Below are 19,112 nucleotides of genomic sequence, written 5' to 3' on the forward strand. Positions count from 1 at the left end.
ATTAATAAGCTTTAGAGGTAACAGTTACATTAATATTACCATTTTTTGGCACTGCTCCGTCATAATTTGTTATATCTAAGGAGGGCAACCCTCTAGGATTTCCTAATTTTTCAAAGTTAAAGCCACTATTAAACAAACCAATTTGTTCGCCACCAGTACCAGTTGTAAGTGCAGGAGAACCTGCTTGCAATGTTAAATCATCTTCTGGTCTAAATGCTGAATCGTATGCTGATGAAGTTCCTGCGAAACTTTGACTTATTGAATCATCTACATTTGTGAATAACGGATTCGTATTCGATAATGAGCCTGTTTCCGTGAAAGAACCTGAGGCATTCGATTGAAAATCTAAAGAAGCAAAACTAAAATTATAAGTTAGGTTGTTAGTTAAGTTAAACGGACCGTTATTTAAATTAACAAAGCCGTTGTTATTCCAATTAATAGTAAACATGTTGTCAAACAGTATGAGTGTGCCATCTGCCGGATCATTATTTGTAATAGAGATACTTGATGTGCCTCGAAAGATATTGTTACGAACCGTTAGTGTTAGTGTATGCTGTGTAGTTAAGCTTGATAGCAAAATATTATTGGAAATCTCTACATTGCTGGCAGTGTCGTCCACAATTACTCCTCCTCTAAGGATATTTCCACTCAATTCAACATCATCCGCTGGTACATTAAACGTACCTAGGCTAACGCTACTATTTACTTCGCACTCATAAAGACGGAATCCTACAAAAGGCGGAGCAACAGGAGCTCCAGTTAATGAATAAGAAATAGTAGATGTAGATAAACCTTTGAGTTCAACATTACTGCTTCTCACACTAATAGTTCCCAAAGTTGAGATTTTAGCAGTCTCACTATGCGATCTACCAATTATAGTTATGGGTTTAGAAATAATCGCATTACCATAAGTCGAATTAGAGGGTTGTACATATATAATATCATTATTTGAGGCATTGTCTAATGCATCTTGAATAGTTGTATAGGTAGTTGTTGAGTTGGGATTGTTGTCAATTGTAATAATTGATTGTGCACTAAGTGCAAGTGTCATAAATCCTAAGGTAAAACAAAGGATAAATTGTTTAAAAAAAGTAATTGTTTTCATAATATTTGGTTTTAAAAATTAGTTTTAATTTAAAAATAGGAAGTTCCTTAGAGCGTAATTGTATTACGTTCTATAATTTAATTTGGGAAGGATTTATGAGTTAGGTTTTAAACCTGTAGACTTGATTTATTCGATTTTAACAAAAAAGTCTTTTTAAAGTTGTCGAAGGCATTTTTGCCTAAATAGCGCATTTATCTTCATAATTCTCTCGTTTTAATCAAAAAATTAAAATATAAGCGTAAGACATTCCATTAAAGGACAAGAGGTATTCTAGTCATTAACTTAATTAGGGAAAATTAGAAAATAGGTTTAAAACTCAGAATTGAGGATGATAGTTATAATATTAAAAATCAATGTTATTTAAAAGAAGATTAAAAGAAGACTAAGGGCAGTGGTGTTTTGAGAGTGTTGCCATATTCGGTTGATTTATTAATTAATAGCTGTCTTAAATTTACAAATAAAAGTTTACAATAAGTTCCCTAATAGCCTTGTTTTTGAGCAATTCATCGAAAACATATGTGGTAAAGGGCTGTTTGTTAGATCATTGGTTCATAAAAACATATTGTTTCTTAAGACAATTTATACGGTTGGTTAAGATTCTATTTTAAACAAGTAATCAAAAATTAATGAAACACTATGGTCTATTTATTAAATAAAATTGATCACTTCGCAGGATGTTAAAATCATAAAAGTATTAAGAGCAGAAACAGATTCGATATTTAGTATTGATACTAATGCCGCATAGAATGTTAAAGAAATTATGGATAAACCCTTGCAATAAATCAAATGGGTTTTAAGTTTATAGAACAACCTATTCAAGTTGAAGAAATTGAAAACATGAAAGTATTAAAAGGGCTTGATCTGATTTCTTTGATGATTGATGAAAATAGGTCGGGCTCAAGAATATTCAATTCTGATGAAATTTATGACAAAAAGTACCTCATATTAGGCTAGTATAAATTCGAAAATAAGAACGCACAGCTACTTTTGTAATTTTTCAAAATCTATTACTAAAAAAAATCATGAAAATGCGATTTAAGGTTGTTTTTAAACGATTTAAGACACTTTTAAGTAATTAACAAATGTTGATAATTTTATGAATGCGTCGATGAAATGCTTTCTAAAAGGCTTAATATTTCGTATATTTGTTTGTATTCAAAAGGATGCTTAAAGGCGTCCTTTTTTGTGATATAAAACTTAATTCAAAACTAAGATAAATAAAGAATATGAGCGAAAAAAAAGAAGCTTTTAATGAGCATAATTATTCGGCCGATAGTATTCAGGCACTTGAAGGAATGGAGCACGTGCGTATGCGTCCTTCCATGTACATTGGAGATGTTGGTACGCGTGGTTTGCATCATTTGGTTTATGAGGTTGTAGACAACTCTATCGATGAAGCACTTGCGGGTCATTGTAACAATATCACCGTTACAATTAATGAAGATAATTCTATTACTACTGAAGATGACGGTCGTGGTATTCCAGTAGATTTACATAAAAAAGAAGGTGTTTCTGCACTTGAGGTTGTGATGACTAAAATTGGGGCAGGAGGTAAGTTTGATAAAGATTCGTATAAGGTTTCTGGTGGTTTACACGGTGTTGGTGTGAGTTGTGTGAATGCTTTATCTGAGCATTTAAAGGCTACCGTTTACAGAAATGGTAAAATTTATGAGCAAGAGTATGAAAGAGGAAAATCGTTATATCCTGTAAAACAAATTGGTGAAACTGAAAAAAGAGGAACAACAGTTACTTTTAAGCCAGATTCTACAATTTTCACGCAAACTTTAGAATATAGTTACGACACTTTAGCGAGTAGATTACGTGAATTAGCCTATTTAAATAAAGGGATCACGGTTCATTTGGTTGATAAAAGATCAAAGAAAGAAGATGGAACTTTTGAAGGTGAAACATTTCATTCTAAAGAAGGATTAAAAGAATTTATCCAGTATTTAGATGCCACTCGTGAGCCATTAATGAGAGACGTGATTTCTTTTGAAGGTGAAAAGAATGGTGTTCCGGTAGAAGTTGCTATGGTTTACAATACCTCATATGCTGAGAATTTACACTCGTATGTGAACAATATCAATACACATGAAGGTGGAACTCATTTATCTGGTTTCCGTAGAGGTCTAACTCATACTTTAAAAAAGTATGCTGATGAGTCTGGATTATTAGACAAATTGAAATTTGATATTGCAGGTGATGATTTCCGAGAAGGATTAACAGCAATTGTATCAGTAAAAGTTCAAGAGCCTCAATTTGAAGGACAAACTAAAACAAAACTAGGTAATAGAGAGGTTTCTGCATCGGTAAGTCAAGCCGTATCAGAAATGTTATCTGACTATCTAGAAGAGCATCCAGATGATGCTAAAATTATCGTACAAAAAGTAATTTTAGCGGCACAAGCGCGTCATGCAGCTCAAAAAGCACGTGAAATGGTTCAGCGTAAAACAGTAATGAGCATAGGTGGTTTACCTGGAAAATTATCAGATTGTTCTGAGCAAGATCCTGCAAAATGCGAAGTATTTTTAGTTGAGGGAGATTCGGCAGGTGGAACTGCAAAACAAGGTCGTGATAGAGCATTTCAAGCGATTCTTCCATTACGTGGAAAAATCTTAAATGTTGAAAAAGCCATGACGCATAAGGTTTTTGAAAACGAAGAGATTAAAAATATTTTTACCGCTTTAGGAGTTACTATTGGTACTGAAGAAGACAGTAAAGCCTTAAACCTTTCAAAATTAAGATACCATAAAGTGGTTATTATGTGTGATGCCGATATTGATGGTTCGCATATCGCTACTTTAATTTTAACGTTCTTCTTTAGATATATGAAAGAATTAATTGAAGCAGGACATATCTACATTGCTACACCACCACTTTATTTAATACGTAAAGGTGCTAAAAAGCAATACGCTTGGAGTGATAAGGAACGTGATGAAATTATTGAAGAGTATGGCGATGGTGCAAAAATCCAACGTTATAAAGGTCTTGGAGAAATGAACGCAGAACAGCTTTGGGATACTACTATGAACCCTGAGTTTAGAACCATGCGTTTAGTACAGATAGATAACGGCACCGAGGCTGATAGAATTTTCTCGATGCTTATGGGAGATGAAGTTCCTCCACGTAGAGAATTCATTGAAAAGAATGCAATTTATGCGAATATTGACGCTTAGTCGGTAGTTAATTTAATAACTTCAATACAAAAAGCGGCTTTCAATTTCTTGAAAAGCCGCTTTTTTACAAACTACTAACCTCTAACTAAACACTAATCATTATCTTCTAATTAAACCTAATTTTATTTTTTAAAACAGACCTAGACTAACATTAGGTGTGCTTATTCTTGTTCTTACATTAATTGAATTTCTTCTTGGATATCTGTCATAATAGTACCCATCATATCTGTAATAATAAAAAGATGCGTGATGGTAGTAATGATCGCTATGATGACAATGGTTGTCGCAATGAGCATAATGACTTTTGTAGGCATCTCTTTTGCCTCTCATATAAGCCCTATATGCTTTTCTATCTTTACGCTTTAATTCGTCTTCATAGGCTTTTTGTTCATCCCAAAAAGTTTCTTCTTCAGCTTTGGTTTCAGCTTTAAATTGTTGTTCATATTTAGCATCTTCAAGTGCACGTTGCTTATAGTAAGATTCTTTATCCATTACTTTTTCAGATTCTTGAGCAGATGCCGTAATTGAAAATCCTATAAATAAAATGAATGCTAAATTTTTTATAGTTCTCATAATTATAATTTTTTAAATTATTACTAAGCTCTTTGACGAGCTTTCAATTATAAGACACTTTAAAAGTATTTTACCCTACCTTAATTTGTAAATTAAAAATCAAAGCCTATAGAAAACTGCCAAACACGATTATGTGGGTTGCCTTCATCGTACACACTGCCTAGGCCTAGGTGATAGCGTACACCTAATGATACGCCAGATTCGGTTTTAAAACCAGCGCCAAAGTTCATGCCCCAATCGAAATTTTGTGGATCAAACTCTTGAGACGTATCAAATAATCCGAAGTTACTATCAAATTCTTCTTTATGTGAAACGGCTATTCCTACTTGAGGTCCAACTTCTAAAAAGAATGATTGATATGGATAAAGTTTAAAAAGAAAAGGTAGGTTGAGATAATCTAATTTTTGAGTAAAAGTGCCTCCCCCATCTTTCAGTTCATAACCTTGTTGCGAGTAAAGTAATTCTATTTGTAAAGCGACACTTTCTGATAAAAAAGATTCGCCATAAAATCCTATATGAAATGCATGTCTTTGTCCTGTTTCGGTTTCACCATCAAAACTTACAGCGGCTAAGTTATACCCACCTTTAATTCCGGTGTTTGATTTATGTGTTTGTGCGTTTGTATTTAATACGATACTAAAAATAAATACGATTTTTAAAATTGTTTTCATTTTGATTTATTTAATAAATTGATTTGGTTAAATTTTTTATTTGCCGCCATTAGCTTGCAAATCTGCGATACATTGAGGATCTAATTCTGGGGCTGAACTCATATTTCCCATATTCGCGATATTAACGGCCGATTCTGTTGCCCAATACATTAAGCAATCTTCTTCATCACAATGTTTAGGATGTTCTGAATCTTCATGACTACTTTGTAAAGGAGTTCCAAGGTTTGTGAGACCGAAAATATGCCCAAATTCATGGTTTATAACAGTGGTTTCTAATAAAGAGCGACTAGGCTCTAATGGACCATTACTTAATCCTTGAAGGGTTTCTTCATAGATTACAAAAGACGTGTTCCAATAAGCGGTCCCTAATGTTACGGTATTATCAGCTTCTGAGTCAGTGTCTGCCTCTCCATCGGTAAAATAAGCCCAAACTGCGATTTGATTCTGGGTGTTATAATATTGCCGCTGTTCTCTTTCAATTTGCGCAATTTCTTCTATCGTATAAACATCTTGTCCAGGAGAAGCAATGGCACGTTTTTCAACAGTAATGCCCCCAGGTTTATAGGTGCGTTCATTTAAAAAGGTTACAAAATTATTAATAGCTGTTTCTGTAGGTTCAAATCCTTCAACATAAACCAGTTCGATAATCATACTTTTAAATACATCATCGGATAATAAATCGTTAGCAGAACTGCCTGTAGATTGCCTGTTTAAATTTTTATTAACCGAAGGCTGATTATCTGAATCATCTGAATTATCAGATGAACAAGCGCTAATAAACACTAATGTTAAAAATGCTACTAAAATTCTATATTTCATTAGGGTTAAGTTTTATTCTTAAAAACAGCCACCTGTAAAATAGGTAGCTGTTTGTTATAACAAAAATACTAAATGTAATTCTAGTTTATATTTGAGACAAGACTAAGGTTACTGCAGCATTTGTTGTGCTTTGTAACGAGATAGAACTTGTTGAATAGCTTGTTACTTCCCAAGTTTGATTTAATAACTGAAAGGAAGCATTTCCTGTAAAAGATAAACTTAAAAACACTTCAAGTTCAGAGGTTACTTCATAAGTTCCCTCTACGGTGTCTAATACTGTATTTGTGGCAGTACAAGATAAATCGTTTGCAAAATCTATGGTGTAATCTGCATAATCATTAGCGGTTTCTATTCCTGCTAATACGAATGATTCTACTTTAAACAACCCATCAACTAAAATAGTTTCTAAGTTTTTTGCGTTTTCTTCCGCTTCTTCTTCAGTATCTTCAGTACCTAAACATTCTGTGATTCGTGCTTGTAAATCAAGATCACTAGAGATTTCTATAACAGTACTACTATCGCCATTTAATGTTGCAGTTATTGGATAATCAATTGCAAATAGCTCATCGTCACCAAAATTGTTCATGTAGGTATAAAGTTGTTGTTCAGTTTCAATAACTACTCTTCCGGTTTGCTCAACGTTTAAGCTGTAGGTTAAAATAGTAATTGGAAAATTAATATCTATACAACTTATAGCATCTTCGGCATTATCTTCTGCTTCTTCACAAGCTGCGATTAATGCATCATATTCAGACTGATTAGTCACTTGAACCTCTGTGTAATTACTTAATTTAACCGTTAAAGGGAATTGTAATTCAATGCTATCATCATCATTTGTTAATAGGCCTAAAATGTTTAGTACTATTTGGTAATCAGACTCATTAATTAATGTAACTTCTATGTTATTAATAGTAGCTGTTACGGGTAATAAAATTGATGAACAAGAGATTCCATCAAGAAAGTCATCAAAACTTCCATCATACATCGATGAGCGTTCTAGGTTGTTTGCCGTTGGTGATGTTGAAGAATTTGTATTAGGGTTTTGCCCGTTTTCAACATCAATTTCATCTTGGCAAGACGTGAAACTTAAAATAGACGAAATTAAAATTGCAGTTAAAAGCTTTAAATTTTTCATGTTATTAATTTTTGTTTTTTATTATTTATACGAAGCGTAATTATCGCTTTCTATAAATAAGACAACTCATTTTAATTTAACCCTACCACAAAAATGATATTTTTTTAATTAAAATATATAACTTAAATACTAAATGATAATTGTGATAGTAAAAAATAAAAAACAGCTATCAAAATTTCGATAGCTGTTTTCCTAACATAAGTTACAAATGCAAGCCTAATTATATTTGGGCTAATACTAATGTTACAGCTGCATTTGTAGTACTCTTAAAAGAGATTGAGCTCTGCGAATAACTTGTAACTTCCCATGAATTATTTAATAATTCGAAAGTTGCATTCCCAGAAAAGGTTAAGTTAAAATATATCTCTGTTTGCGAGGTTACTTCGTATGTACCTTGCACGTTTTCTAATTCTGAATTAACTCTATTTTGAGCTGTACATGATAAATCGCCAGCAAAGTCAATTGTATAATCAGCGTAGTTATTTGCTTTTTCAACTCCAGATTCGATAAACGATTCTATCTTAAACATATTGTTTACCAATATTGTTTCAATAGTTTTCGCGTTTTCTTCAGCTTCTTCCTTTTCATCATCATAAGCAATACACTCTGTGATTCTGCTTTGTAAATCTAAGTCGCTTGTAATACTTATTACCGTGTCACTATTTAAGTTAGCAGTAATGGGATATTTTATTGCAAATTGCTCATCAGATCCAAATTCATCAATAAAGGCATATAATTGCTCTTCAGATTCAATAACAACACTACCTGTTTGTGTAAAAGTTAGGTTGTATGTAAAAATGGTAATAGGGAAATTGATGTCTAAACAATTAATAGCATCTTTAGCTGTGTTTTCAGCTTGATTACATGTTGCCATTAATGCATTAAATTCAATTTGATTTGACACATTGATTTCTGTGTAGTTACTTAATTTAACCGATAAAGGAAAATGTAAAATAACTTCGTCGTCATCATTATTGTATTCCGATAAGATATCGATAACTGTTTCGTAATCAGATTCGCTTACAACATGAACGTCTGTTCCATTAACAGTTGCAGTAACTGGTAATAAGATAGACGAACATGATACGCCATCTAAAAAATCATCGAAACTACCATCATGCATTGACGATCGTTTTAAGTTTTGCGCTGTTTGAGAGTTTGCAGCGTTTGTTTCTGGATTTTCACCATTTACTTTGTCATCTTCATCAGTACATGACGTAAAACCAATAAATGATAATAATAAGATTGCTGTAATAAATTTTAAATTGTTCATAATAATAATTTTTAGGGTCATTAATTTTTATTTCTTTGCGATTCTTTCGCTTTCTATAGGTAAGACAATCAAATATTATTTTACCCTACCTTTTTTTTATTTTTATTTAAATTTTAAATTACTCGCTGTTTTTACATAATGTTAAGACTGCTAAAAATAAATTTACCCTACTTTTGTATTAACTTATTAATAGCCTTAATGAATGAGTGATAATAAACTTTGTGAAGAAACCTATTTTAATAAATTTTATATCGAGCATGTTCAATCTGCTAGCAACTTTGCCTATTATAAATGTGGCGATAAGGATGGAGCTCTAGATTTTGTGCAAGATGCGTTTTCAAAAATTTGGCAAAATTGCTCTAAAATAGATTTTACAAAAGCGAAAAGTTATTTGTTTACAACAATAAATAATTTGTTTCTAAATACTGTAAAACATAATAAGGTGGTTATGGAGTATGCCAAAGCAGCACCTTATGTAGATAAAACCAATGAAAGTCCGGAGTATATATTAGAAGAAGAAGAGTTTAAAAAGAAGCTTCAACATGCTATTTCATTATTATCTGATGCGCAACGCGAAGTATTTTTAATGAATAGAATTGATGGTAAAAAATATAGAGAAATTGCAGAGTTATTAGATATTTCTCAAAAAGCGGTTGAGAAAAGAATGTCTGGAGCATTAAAAATTTTAAGAGAACATATAGAAAATATCTAATACGTGGTAGGGTAAAATAATATCTGGTTGTCTTAAAGTTGAAGCACAAATAAAATGAAACAGGAAAATAACATATTAAAATGGTTTGATAATGAGCTTTCTCAGAAAGAAATTAATGATTTAAAACAATCAGATAATTTGAAAACACTAGAGAAAATAGCGCATTACTCTTCACAATTGGAAGCGCCAAAAGTAGATGCTCAAAAAGCGTTGGAAGACTTTAAGTCGCGCAATTTATCGAAAAAAGAAACCAAGGTTCTACCATTAAACTTTAAGTCGTTCTTAAAAATTGCTGCTGTATTTTTGGTGATGTTAACCTCTTCATATTTCTTATTCTTTAATAATACTAAATCGTATTCTACAGAATTTGCACAAACTAAAACATTGACATTACCTGATAACTCAGAGGTTATTTTGAATGCTCAGTCTCAGTTAGCGTTTAATAAAAAAGATTGGAAAAACAGCCGAAATTTAACATTGGATGGTGAAGCATTTTTTAAAGTCAGTAAAGGTGAAAAATTTACAGTAACCACAGATGCCGGCATTGTTCAGGTATTAGGAACACAATTTAATGTAAAAGAACGTGATAATTATTTTGAAGTGCAATGTTATGAGGGTTCAGTAAGTGTTACGAGCAGCCAAGAAAAAGTTGTGCTTACTCCAGGAAAATCGTTTAGAGTGGTAAATGGTGAAGTGAGTTTAGGAAGCGATTTTAATGCAGAGAACCCATCATGGTTAGCGAAAGAATCTAGCTTTAATAACGTACCACTTTGGCAAGTTATTAACGAGCTTGAAATTCAATACAATTTAAAAATAGATGCAACTCAAGTAAACACTTCTGTTACCTTTTCAGGAAGTTTTACGCATACCGATAAAAATATAGCGCTACAAGCTGTTACAATTCCGTTAAAAATAAGTTATAAAATTAATGGTAAAAACGTTGAGTTCTATAACTATGACACTAAATAAGGCTTTTATCTTTTTGGTTTTTTTTATTAGCATGTTTTCTTTTGATGTTCAATCTCAAGAAAATTTGCCGTTATTGGAGGTTATTGCTCAAATTGAAAATAAGTTTGATGTTAAATTTTCGTATTCTGTTAATGATGTAGAAGGTGTTTTAGTTGCACCACTTCAAGAATCAGAAACATTAAAAGAGGTTGTAGATAGATTTAATGATGTTACTATTCTAAGCTTCAAATTTCTAAATGAGCGTTACATTACTATTTCTACTATTAATAAATCAATATCCATTTGTGGAATTTTAATTTCCGAAAGCGACAATATGCCTTTATTTGGTGCGTCCGTTTTAATTGAAAATTCGAGAAAAGGCGTAATTACAGATACTAACGGAAAGTTTTTAATTCAAGAAGTTGATATAAACGATACTATAATTGTTTCATATTTAGGATACCAGACTAAAAGGATTCAAGCTTCCGAATTAAGGATGCTTAATGAGAATTGTAAAAGCATCACTATTCAAGAGAAAAACGAAGCGCTTAGTCAAATTTTAATTACCAAATTCTTAACAACGGGTTTGCAAAAACATATTGATGGAAGTACGGTTTTAAATACTGAAAAATTTGGTATTTTACCTGGGCTGACAGAACCTGATATCCTACAGTCTATTCAAGCCTTACCTGGTGTTGAGAGTGTTAATGAGAGTATAGCCAATATAAATGTAAGAGGCGGTACAAACGATGAAAATCTCATCCTTTGGGATAATATTAAAATGTACCATTCAGGACATTTTTTCGGACTTATTTCTGCTTATAATCCTTATTTAACTGATAAAGTTGTAGTTACTAAAAACGGTACGTCAAGCGAGTTTAGCGATGGTGTTTCAAGTACCATTAATATGTCTACCAAAAACGAAATAAATAATCAGTTTTCAGGGGGTTTTGGAGCCAACTTAATTCATGCTGATGCTTTTTTAGAGATTCCTATTTCCAATTCTTTAGCATTACATGTTTCAGGTAGACGTTCCTTTACAGATTTACTAAGTTCACCTACTTATGATAATTATTTTGAACGTAGCTTTCAAGATAGCGAGCTTACAAGTAATAGTGATAATATTAGTGAAAGTAATAGAAGTAACGATTTCTTTTTTTATGATTATTCGGCCAAATTACTTTTCGATTTGAATGAAAATCATAAGTTCAGGGCAAACATTATCGGAATAAATAATAATTTAGATTATACCGAAAGTTATCAAGAAAATAGTGGTGAAACTAATTCGAAAACAAGTAATTTAAAACAGGAGAATTTAGGTTTTGGGGCTAGCTGGAATGGCGTTTGGACCGATAATTTTAGTTCAGAATTACAAGCATTTTACTCCAAGTATAATGTAGATGCAACAGATTATAGATTAGAATCAGATCAAAGACTAACTCAAGCAAATGAGGTACTTGAAACAGGGTTAAAATTTAAAACCAGATTAAAATTAAATAGTAATTTAAACTTTTTAAACGGTTACCAATTTAGTGAAATAGGTATATTGAATGAAACAACTGTAACTAATCCTTCATACGACATCACTAAAAAAGATGTATTGTTAAATCATGCACTTTTTTCTGAGCTAGAATATAAAAAGAACAACACCTATATCAGAGTAGGCTTGCGTGGTAATTATTTTCAAAAGTTTAATAAGCTAATTATAGAACCACGTTTAAACTTCAGGCAAAAATTTTCAAACACGTTTGCATTAAAGCTTCAGGGCGAATTTAAAAATCAATCGGCTAACCAAAAAATTGACTTCCAAGATGATTTTTTAGGAGTTGAAAACCGGCGTTGGATTTTAGCAAACGAACAGACAATAAAAATATCAGAAAGTAAACAGGCGTCTTTCGGTTTTGAGTTTAATCAAAATAACTGGTTAATAGATATAGAAGGTTTTTATAAATTAGTTGAAGGTATAACAGCTTCAAACCAAGGTTTTTATAATAATTTTCAATATGTAAACGCACAAGGAAGTTATAATGCTAAAGGCGTTGAGTTTTTACTTAATAAAACAGCTGATGATTATAGCGCTTGGGTAAGCTACACTTATAGTGTGAATGATTATGAGTTTAAAAGTATTACACCATCGGTATTTCCTAATAATGTAGATATAAGACATTCGGTTTCTTTGGCCTTTAATTATAATATTTTAAAAAATTTAGAAATGTCTGTTGGTGGTATAATGCGCTCAGGGCAACCGTTCACGAAGCCTCTTGAAGGTAATGAAACAGTGCAAGATGGTAATAATATTCGTGTAAATTATGACATCCCGAATAATGAAAATGTAGATGATTTTATGAGATTAGATGCTTCATTCAATTATAATATTAATCTCTCTGAGAGCGCTCAGGCTACATTAAGAGTTGGTGTGTTGAATGTGTTAGATAGACAGAATATCATTAATAGATATTATGAAGTCGATCCAAATGACTCAGATAAAGCCATTCAAATTGACAACAAATCCCTCGGTTTAACACCAAATGTCAGTTTCAGAATAAATTTTTAAAATCGCTTAAATGTTTATATTATCGATTAAAAGCAATTTTTTACGATAAAATGTTGCATTTCGTGATTTTTTTCCTATGTTTGTAAAACCAAATCAAATTTAATGAAAAAGTTAACCTTATTTATGTTACTCGTTTTAGTAACAACTATTTCAAAAGCACAGAGTGATATTGATGCACTTTTGGCTGCAGGTGTTGAAGATGCAGAACGATTTGCAAATGATTATTTAGCACCCGGAACCGACGGTTTAATGCATAGCATGAATGCTAACTGGTTTAATTCAGCAAAAGTAAAGCCTTTAGGCGGATTTGAAATTTCTGTAATCGTTAATGCGGCAAGTGTTCAGGACGAACACAAAATGTTTGACTTAAATGTTGCCGATTATAATAATGTTTCTTTTCCAGATAGCTCACCTTCAAAATCGGTAGCTACTGTATTAGGTGAGAATGATCCTGCTATTTTTATTGAGGTGGAATATGATGACCCAATTTTTGGAAATCAAACCGAAACAATAGAATTACCAACAGGAATTGGCGATGGTACAGCTAATTTGTTACCTACTGCATTTATTCAGGGTGCGTTAGGAATAGGTGGTGGAATAGAAGTTAAAGCACGTTTTGTTCCTAAAATTGAAACCGAAGACGTATCACTAAGTATGTACGGAGCTGGATTACAAATGGAATTTACAGAATGGTTACCAGCAGATAAATTATTGCCTGTTGCTATTTCTGGATTAGTCGCTTACAACCATATTGATGGTGAGTACAATTTAACTGATTCATCAGGAGTTCAAGGTGAAAATCAACGCATAGAAAATGCGACCAATACGTGGTTATTTCAGCTTATTGCATCCACAAAGATGCCAGTAATCAACTTTTATGGTGGTTTAGGCTACATTAAAGGTAAGTCTGAATCCGATTTATTAGGAACTTATAGAGTTACAAATGGTTTTGTTACCTCTGAAGATATCGTTGATCCGTTTTCAGTATCAAGCGAAGTATCTTCTGTAAGAGGTACGATAGGTACAAAATTAAAATTAGGTTTTTTCAGACTTAATGCAGAATATCACTTATCAGATTTCAATGCGTTCTCATTAGGAGTTAACTTTGGTTTCAGATAGAATAGTATTAAAATATTAATTGTTTAGTTTTAGTTAGTTATATTTAGTTTTTGTTTAAAAAAGCACAAGATAAAATCTTGTGCTTTTTTCGTTCAAACTATTTTAATTCGTAATTTAGCGCGCATAAAGTAGTGTGCTTATTAATAAGTAACTTTTTAATTGAGTTTCACGATTAAAATCATTTTTTAAAACTGGTTTTCTATAGAAATTTGATAAATAACTCTAAAACAAATTAAAAACTAATTAAATATTAATCAAATGAAAGTAACAGTAGTAGGAGCAGGAGCAGTTGGTGCAAGTTGTGCAGAGTATATTGCTATAAAAAACTTCGCTTCAGAAGTTGTATTGTTGGATATTAAAGAAGGTTATGCTGAAGGAAAAGCTATGGATTTAATGCAATGCGCATCATTAAATGGTTTTGATACAAAAATTACAGGTGTAACTAACGATTACAGTAAAACAGCAAATAGTGATATTTGTGTGATTACTTCTGGAATTCCTCGTAAACCTGGTATGACTCGTGAAGAGTTAATTGGAATTAATGCAGGTATAGTAAAAGCGGTTTCTACAAGTTTACTTGAACATTCTCCTAATACGATACTTATTGTTGTGAGTAACCCAATGGATACCATGACATATTTAGCTCATAAAACTTTAGATATTCCTAAAAACAGAATTATTGGAATGGGTGGTGCTTTAGATTCTGCACGTTTCAAATATAGATTAGCTGAAGCTTTAGGAGCGCCTATTAGCGATGTAGACGGAATGGTTGTTGGTGGTCATAGCGATACGGGTATGGTGCCACTAATAAGTCATGCCACAAGAAACAGTATTAAGGTTTCTGAGTTTTTAAGCGCAGAGCGTTTATCTCAAGTTGCTGAAGATACTAAAGTTGGTGGTGCAACACTTACTAAATTATTAGGTACTTCAGCGTGGTATGCACCTGGAGCTGCAGTAAGTGGTTTAGTTCAAGCCATTGCTTGCGACCAAAAGAAATTGTTCCCATGTTCTACTTTCTTAGAAGGTGAATATGGTTTAAATGATATATGTATAGGTGTTCCAGTAATTTTAGGAAGAAACGGTATTGAAAAAATAGTTGATATTCCATTAAGTGATGCTGAAAAAGCCCATATGCAAGCGAGTGCCGAAGGTGTTAAAAAGACTAACGGATTGTTGGATGTATAGTGCACCAAAACTATAATAGATAGATTTATATAAAGACTGTAGCAATACAGTCTTTATTTTTTTATATTTGGCGCATGTTAGCAAGATGGTGCATTAGCGTATTAATTTTTGGTCTTACCTTATTTGGTGTGGTTTCACAACAGCAATTAACCATACCAAACCAAGAAATTGTATTGCAGTTTGACGATGTAAGCTTAAACGCAAATCAAACTGAAAATACGGTAGCTATTGTAAAGCAACAGCTGCAAAGTATAGGTGCTGAAAATATTCAGGTTCTAGAATTAGATAACGGAACCTTAAAAATCACCTATTTTAGTGATGCCGATATTGCAAGCATCAAAGCAAAGTTTTCAGTTGAAAATGAAATTGCACTTCAATTAACTTTACCATCTAAAGACACAGATTCTACTGAAATCCCGAGTAAAGACTCTAATGTTAGTTACAATCTCGATGTTTTCGAAATTCAAAAAACACAGGATACCGGATGGGATTTTGATGGCGTAATCAGTTTAGAGTTTAAATCAAAAAGTAACCGATTTTTAGATCCAAATCCATTAGCAGTATCAAGTATTGCTTATCAATGTGAGGATAACTTAATCCAAGTTACTTATAGAATTCGTAAAGATGTCGCTTTTAAAATAAGCGATGCACAACATACCATTCCTGAAGTTAGAGCAGGCCCAATAAGCTAAGGGAGCACTTACTTGTATTCCCCAAACACTCCAAATTAGAAGTCATTTCAAATAATGATTCCATAAAATTCACATTCAAAAAATAAAAAATTGTCAGATTATGCGGTAAATTCTATATTTGCTCGTTTTTAAAAAATTTGACGTAAAACATTATAACATGCAAAACAAAGGATTAGTAAAGCTATTTGCTATTTTGTTTGGTTTGGTAAGTCTTTACCAATTATCATTCACATTCAAAGCAAATCAGGTTGAAAAAGAAGCAGAAGAATATGCGATTAGTAAAATCTCTGAATCTGAAGAGAATTATCGTGCACTGCGCAGTCAAGAAGAGGCTAGTTTTCTTCAAGAAAAAGCTACAGATACCGTATATAACATTGGTGTAGCAAAATTCACTTATAACGAAGTGAAGCAGAAAGCCATGAATCTTGGTTTAGATTTAAAAGGAGGTATTAACGTTATTCTACAAGTATCGGTAAAAGATATCTTAAAAGGATTAGCAAACAATACTACCGATCCTGTTTTTAATCAAGCTTTAGAAGATGCTTCAGAACTTCAAAAAAACAGTCAGAATACCTATTTACAAGATTTTTTCACTGCTTTTGATGCAATTAAGGGCGACACTAAATTAGCTTCACCAGATATATTTTACACGAAAGCACTAGATGGAGAAATTGATGGAAGTATGTCTGATGATGAGGTAAAAGCCATTATCGAAACTAAAATAGACGAATCTATTGTTTCAGCATTCGAAGTACTTCGTAAGCGTATTGATGAGTTTGGTGTAACATCACCAAACATTCAGCGTTTAGGAAATTCTGGTCGTATACTTGTCGAATTACCGGGTGTAAAAGACGTAGAACGTGCAACAAGTTTGTTACAGAGTACAGCACAATTAGAGTTTTGGGATGCGTACAAGGGTGAGCAATTCTTTCAGTTTATAGATCAAGCTAATGTTGTTTTAAAAGATTTGGTTAATCCTGAATCTGATACTGAAGTAGAACCTCAAGACGAAGAAGACGCTCAGGGTGATCAAATTGATGATTTATTAGGTGATGCCGTAACTGACTCTACAGCAGTTGAAGAAAATAACCCATTAGGGAAGTTAATTAGAGGTATTGGTTACCAAGGTGGACCAATCATTGCTAAGTTTGAAATAAAAGATAAAGAAACAGTTTTAGATTACCTAAACAGACCTGAAGTAAGAGCTTTACTTCCTGCAGAGCAACGTTACGCAAAGTTTGTTTTTGGTAAGCCAGAAAAAAACAGTGAATTAGTAGATTTATATGCTTTAGTTGGTAACCGTGAAAATGTACCTCAATTAAGTGGAGCAGTGGTAACCGATGCGCGTAATCAATTTGGTCCTACAGGAAAATCTGAAGTATCAATGCAAATGAATGCTAAAGGTGCTAAGATTTGGGAGGAAATGACTGGTAAAGCATACACTCAAGGTAGTCAGATAGCTATTGTTTTAGATGATGTTGTGTATTCTGCTCCGGGTGTAACTACTGGACCAATTGCAGGTGGTAGTTCTTCTATCTCAGGTGATTTTTCATTAAATGAGGCCATAGATTTAGCAAACGTTTTACGTGCAGGTAAATTACCAGCATCGGCAGATATTATTCAAAGTGAGGTTGTAGGACCATCTTTAGGTAAAGAAGCTATAGAGAGTGGTACAATGTCGTTCTTAATTGCGTTAGCATTAGTGTTACTTTGGATGATTTTCTACTACGGAAAAGCAGGTGCTTTTGCAGATGCCGCAATGTTATTAAACATCTTATTAATCTTCGGTATTTTATCAGGATTAGGTGCTGTACTTACATTGCCTGGTATTGCGGGTATCGTATTAACCATTGGTATGTCGGTGGATGCTAACGTACTTATTTTCGAGCGTATTCGTGAAGAATTAGCCAAAGGTAAAGGACAATTAGAATCTATAAAGGACGGATTTAGTAACGCTTTATCTTCTATTTTAGATGCCAACATTACCACAGGTTTAACAGCTTTAATCTTATTTGTTTTTGGTACTGGTCCAATTAAAGGTTTCGCAACAACCTTATTAATAGGTATTGCAACGTCTTTATTTACTGCAATCTTTATTACTCGATTATTAATCGATTGGTATGCTAACAGAGGCGGTAAATTAGAGTTCTCTACAGGTATTACGAAAAACTTATTCAGAAATATAAATATTGATTTCTTGAAAAAACGTAAAGTGGCTTACATCGTTTCAGGAATTTTAATTGCTATAAGTTTAGGTTCGTTATTAACAAACGGATTAAACCAAGGTGTCGATTTTGTTGGTGGTAGAACGTATCAAGTTCGTTTCGCGCAAGATATTAGCGCGTCAGAGATTACAGATTTGCTTTCACAACCAGAAGTATTTGGTAGTGCCGATGCAAAAACATTTGGTGATGCTAACCAGTTAAAAATTACAACAAAATACAGAGTAAATGAGTCTGGGGCAGAAGTAGACGAAGATATCAGAAAGTCGCTTTACGAAGCATTAGTACCACATTTAGAAGGGATTACTTATGAGCAGTTTATCGATTTAAATGATGAAAACAAGCAAATAGGTTTATTAGAATCTTATAAAGTAACACCAACCATTGCCGATGATATCAAACAAGCATCATTCTGGGCAATTCTAGGGTCGTTAATCGTAGTATTCCTTTATATCTTAATTCGTTTTAAGAAATGGCAATACTCTTTAGGTGCGGTTGCAGCCGTATTTCACGATGTATTAATTGTGTTAGGTGTATTCTCGTTAACTTATAAATTCATGCCATTCAACATGGAAATCAATCAAGCGTTTATCGCAGCAATTCTAACCGTAATTGGTTATTCGCTTAACGATACGGTGGTTGTATTCGATAGAATTCGTGAGTTCTTCAACGAGCACACCTCTTGGAAATTCGATAAGGTTGTAAACTCATCATTAAGTAGTACATTAAGTAGAACATTAAATACCTCGTTAACAACGTTGGTTGTGTTATTATCCATCTTCATTTTTGGTGGAGATTCTATTCGTGGGTTTATGTTTGCACTTATTGTAGGTGTAATTGTAGGTACGTACTCATCGCTATTTATTGCAACTCCGGTAATGTACGATACGGTAAGTAAATCAGAAGACAAGAAAAAGAAGTAATACTT

Annotated in this window: 15 protein-coding genes; 9 read left to right on the plus strand and 6 right to left on the minus strand. The window is 32.7% G+C overall.

All coding sequences use genetic code 11. From position 1 onward, the window contains the following. Position 1: 1 nt before the first annotated feature. Positions 2–1,105 carry a right-handed parallel beta-helix repeat-containing protein gene (locus O5O44_RS04425; RefSeq protein WP_289195880.1) on the minus strand — a complete coding sequence of 368 codons (1,104 nt, stop codon included), beginning with the start codon at positions 1,103–1,105 and terminating at the stop codon, positions 2–4. Between the two features lie 786 nt (positions 1,106–1,891). Here O5O44_RS04425 and O5O44_RS04430 point away from each other — a divergent pair. Then, positions 1,892–2,059, plus strand: a complete 168-nt coding sequence (locus tag O5O44_RS04430; protein ID WP_289195881.1) for a hypothetical protein — start codon at positions 1,892–1,894, stop codon at positions 2,057–2,059. 272 nt (positions 2,060–2,331) lie between these two features. Further along, positions 2,332–4,281, plus strand: coding sequence for a DNA topoisomerase (ATP-hydrolyzing) subunit B (gene gyrB, locus O5O44_RS04435; protein WP_289195882.1), 1,950 nt, complete (start codon positions 2,332–2,334; stop codon positions 4,279–4,281). A 129-nt stretch (positions 4,282–4,410) separates the two neighbouring features. Here gyrB and O5O44_RS04440 read toward each other — a convergent pair whose 3' ends face one another. The 5 genes from O5O44_RS04440 to O5O44_RS04460 all read right to left on the minus strand — a co-directional run bounded on the left by O5O44_RS04440 (position 4,411) and on the right by O5O44_RS04460 (position 8,752). After that, positions 4,411–4,854, minus strand: coding sequence for a hypothetical protein (locus O5O44_RS04440; RefSeq protein ID WP_289195883.1), 444 nt, complete (start codon positions 4,852–4,854; stop codon positions 4,411–4,413). 92 nt (positions 4,855–4,946) lie between these two features. After that, positions 4,947–5,525: a porin family protein gene (locus tag O5O44_RS04445; protein WP_289195884.1), complete on the minus strand. Its 579-nt coding sequence runs from the start codon at positions 5,523–5,525 to the stop codon at positions 4,947–4,949. Positions 5,526–5,561: 36 nt separating this feature from the next. Beyond that, positions 5,562–6,344: a membrane metalloprotease gene (locus tag O5O44_RS04450; RefSeq protein WP_289195885.1), complete on the minus strand. Its 783-nt coding sequence runs from the start codon at positions 6,342–6,344 to the stop codon at positions 5,562–5,564. Between the two features lie 85 nt (positions 6,345–6,429). Continuing rightward, positions 6,430–7,479, minus strand: coding sequence for a hypothetical protein (locus O5O44_RS04455; RefSeq protein WP_289195886.1), 1,050 nt, complete (start codon positions 7,477–7,479; stop codon positions 6,430–6,432). A gap of 220 nt (positions 7,480–7,699) precedes the next feature. Next, positions 7,700–8,752, minus strand: a complete 1,053-nt coding sequence (locus O5O44_RS04460) for a hypothetical protein (protein ID WP_289195887.1) — start codon at positions 8,750–8,752, stop codon at positions 7,700–7,702. 202 nt (positions 8,753–8,954) lie between these two features. On the opposite strand from O5O44_RS04460, the gene O5O44_RS04465 reads away from it, so the two are divergent. From O5O44_RS04465 to secDF, 7 genes are all read left to right on the plus strand, one after another. Next, positions 8,955–9,464: an RNA polymerase sigma factor gene (locus O5O44_RS04465; RefSeq protein WP_289195888.1), complete on the plus strand. Its 510-nt coding sequence runs from the start codon at positions 8,955–8,957 to the stop codon at positions 9,462–9,464. Positions 9,465–9,518: 54 nt separating this feature from the next. After that, a complete protein-coding gene (locus O5O44_RS04470; RefSeq protein ID WP_289195889.1) occupies positions 9,519–10,433 on the plus strand; it encodes a FecR family protein in 915 nt (304 codons plus the stop codon). Next, complete coding sequence (locus O5O44_RS04475; RefSeq protein WP_289195890.1) at positions 10,420–12,966, plus strand: TonB-dependent receptor plug domain-containing protein; 2,547 nt, start codon at positions 10,420–10,422, stop codon at positions 12,964–12,966. The genes O5O44_RS04470 and O5O44_RS04475 overlap by 14 nt, the downstream gene beginning before the upstream one ends. A gap of 102 nt (positions 12,967–13,068) precedes the next feature. Next, entirely contained in the window at positions 13,069–14,085 is a 1,017-nt protein-coding gene (locus tag O5O44_RS04480; RefSeq protein ID WP_289195891.1) for a DUF6588 family protein, read from the plus strand. Between the two features lie 258 nt (positions 14,086–14,343). Continuing rightward, the gene (mdh, locus tag O5O44_RS04485; protein ID WP_289195892.1) at positions 14,344–15,270 is read left to right on the plus strand and encodes a malate dehydrogenase; all 927 of its coding nucleotides are present in this window, start codon (positions 14,344–14,346) and stop codon (positions 15,268–15,270) included. A gap of 74 nt (positions 15,271–15,344) precedes the next feature. Then, complete coding sequence (locus O5O44_RS04490; RefSeq protein WP_289195893.1) at positions 15,345–15,962, plus strand: hypothetical protein; 618 nt, start codon at positions 15,345–15,347, stop codon at positions 15,960–15,962. Positions 15,963–16,119: 157 nt separating this feature from the next. Next, a complete protein-coding gene (gene secDF, locus O5O44_RS04495) occupies positions 16,120–19,107 on the plus strand; it encodes a protein translocase subunit SecDF (protein ID WP_289195894.1) in 2,988 nt (995 codons plus the stop codon). Positions 19,108–19,112: the final 5 nt, after the last annotated feature.

Origin of the sequence: Algibacter luteus (genome assembly GCF_030344935.1) — a bacterium.
In the GTDB taxonomy this organism is placed as follows: Bacteria; Bacteroidota; Bacteroidia; order Flavobacteriales; family Flavobacteriaceae; genus Arenitalea; species Arenitalea lutea.

Bases quoted from the DNA above. Each gene is read 5' to 3' on its own strand.
- O5O44_RS04425 (WP_289195880.1), bottom strand. From the start codon at position 1,105: ATGAAAACAATTACTTTTTTTAAACAATTTATCCTTTGTTTTACCTTA.
- O5O44_RS04430 (WP_289195881.1), top strand. From the start codon at position 1,892: ATGGGTTTTAAGTTTATAGAACAACCTATTCAAGTTGAAGAAATTGAA.
- gyrB (WP_289195882.1), top strand. From the start codon at position 2,332: ATGAGCGAAAAAAAAGAAGCTTTTAATGAGCATAATTATTCGGCCGAT.
- O5O44_RS04440 (WP_289195883.1), bottom strand. From the start codon at position 4,854: ATGAGAACTATAAAAAATTTAGCATTCATTTTATTTATAGGATTTTCA.
- O5O44_RS04445 (WP_289195884.1), bottom strand. From the start codon at position 5,525: ATGAAAACAATTTTAAAAATCGTATTTATTTTTAGTATCGTATTAAAT.
- O5O44_RS04450 (WP_289195885.1), bottom strand. From the start codon at position 6,344: ATGAAATATAGAATTTTAGTAGCATTTTTAACATTAGTGTTTATTAGC.
- O5O44_RS04455 (WP_289195886.1), bottom strand. From the start codon at position 7,479: ATGAAAAATTTAAAGCTTTTAACTGCAATTTTAATTTCGTCTATTTTA.
- O5O44_RS04460 (WP_289195887.1), bottom strand. From the start codon at position 8,752: ATGAACAATTTAAAATTTATTACAGCAATCTTATTATTATCATTTATT.
- O5O44_RS04465 (WP_289195888.1), top strand. From the start codon at position 8,955: ATGAGTGATAATAAACTTTGTGAAGAAACCTATTTTAATAAATTTTAT.
- O5O44_RS04470 (WP_289195889.1), top strand. From the start codon at position 9,519: ATGAAACAGGAAAATAACATATTAAAATGGTTTGATAATGAGCTTTCT.
- O5O44_RS04475 (WP_289195890.1), top strand. From the start codon at position 10,420: ATGACACTAAATAAGGCTTTTATCTTTTTGGTTTTTTTTATTAGCATG.
- O5O44_RS04480 (WP_289195891.1), top strand. From the start codon at position 13,069: ATGAAAAAGTTAACCTTATTTATGTTACTCGTTTTAGTAACAACTATT.
- mdh (WP_289195892.1), top strand. From the start codon at position 14,344: ATGAAAGTAACAGTAGTAGGAGCAGGAGCAGTTGGTGCAAGTTGTGCA.
- O5O44_RS04490 (WP_289195893.1), top strand. From the start codon at position 15,345: ATGTTAGCAAGATGGTGCATTAGCGTATTAATTTTTGGTCTTACCTTA.
- secDF (WP_289195894.1), top strand. From the start codon at position 16,120: ATGCAAAACAAAGGATTAGTAAAGCTATTTGCTATTTTGTTTGGTTTG.